Source organism: Salinisphaera orenii subsp. orenii MK-B5, assembly GCF_003788635.1.
In the GTDB taxonomy this organism is placed as follows: Bacteria; Pseudomonadota; Gammaproteobacteria; order Nevskiales; family Salinisphaeraceae; genus Salinisphaera; species Salinisphaera orenii.
Genome location: NZ_AYKH01000036.1, coordinates 1 through 1,041, shown reverse-complemented (window position 1 = coordinate 1,041; position 1,041 = coordinate 1). Strand labels below are relative to the sequence as shown.

The 1,041-nt window shown below is 62.4% G+C and carries 1 protein-coding gene; it reads left to right on the top strand.

What is annotated here, in order from left to right; translation table 11 throughout:
• Positions 1-127 precede the first annotated feature (127 nt).
• Positions 128-1,041, top strand: a 914-nt coding sequence (locus SAOR_RS12975) for a bifunctional DNA primase/polymerase (protein ID WP_185015681.1), incomplete at its 3' end; no start/stop codon positions are given.

Below are 1,041 nucleotides of genomic sequence, written 5' to 3'. Positions count from 1 at the left end.
GACTGCCTGAGCGGTCCCAAAGAAAAAGCCGCCCGGAGCGAATCCTAGGCGGCTAACTGTGGGCGTAGCAGTGCCCAACTAATGCGACTTCAATTATAGCACTGCTGCGCCTGCACCGCTGGGCGGTATGGGCATTTTCGGACAATGGGCACCGGAGTACGCCGAGCGTGGCGTAGCCGTGTTCCCCGTAGACGTGGACCGCAAGAAACCGCTGGTCTCCAACTACGGGCGAGCCGGCGTGCGTGCCAGTGCGACGTGGGCAGACAAGTTCGCCGACGCCGATGGGCTGGGCATTCACATGGGCCGCAATGCGCTGACGATCTTAGACGTGGACACGCGAGACGAACGCACGTTTGCCGATGCAATGGATCGTCACGGGCCGTCGCCTTTCGTTGTTCGCACGCAATCGGGCGGCTGGCAAGCCTACTACGCAGCCAACGGCGAGAAGCGCCAGACACGCGCCTGGCCGTGTATCGACCTGCTAGGCAATGGGCAAGCGGTGGCCGCGCCGAGCCGAGGCACTAAAGGCCGTTACGAAGTTATCGCGGGCGACCTGGACGACCTGCTGGACCTGCCCACGCTGCGCAATATCCCCGCCGATCTGTACCGACCGAAAGCGGCCAATGACACGTCGCCCGCCGACGGGCCGGCTGTAGGCCAGCGTAACCAATTCCTGTTCGATGCCCTGCGATACCAAGGCCAGAGCGCGAGCACGTATGAGCAGTTAGAGGCTATCGCCATGACCCTGAATCAATCATTCGCCGACCCGTTAAGCCCCGGCGAGGTCGCGAACGCGGCGCGCTCGGTATGGAAGTACAAGAGCGAAAACCGACTGTTCGTGACGGGCTGTGAGAGTACGGCCGTGTTCGGTAGTTCGCTGGTCGATCAATGCCTGAACAACGGCGACGCGCTGGTACTGCTAGCCAAGCTGCGCCAACTACACGCGCACCGCAAAGGTCGAGCGTTCGAGCTACCGGGCGCAACAGGCGAGCGGATCATGGGCTGGAGTAAGCGGCGCTATCTGAAAGCCCGCGATCATCT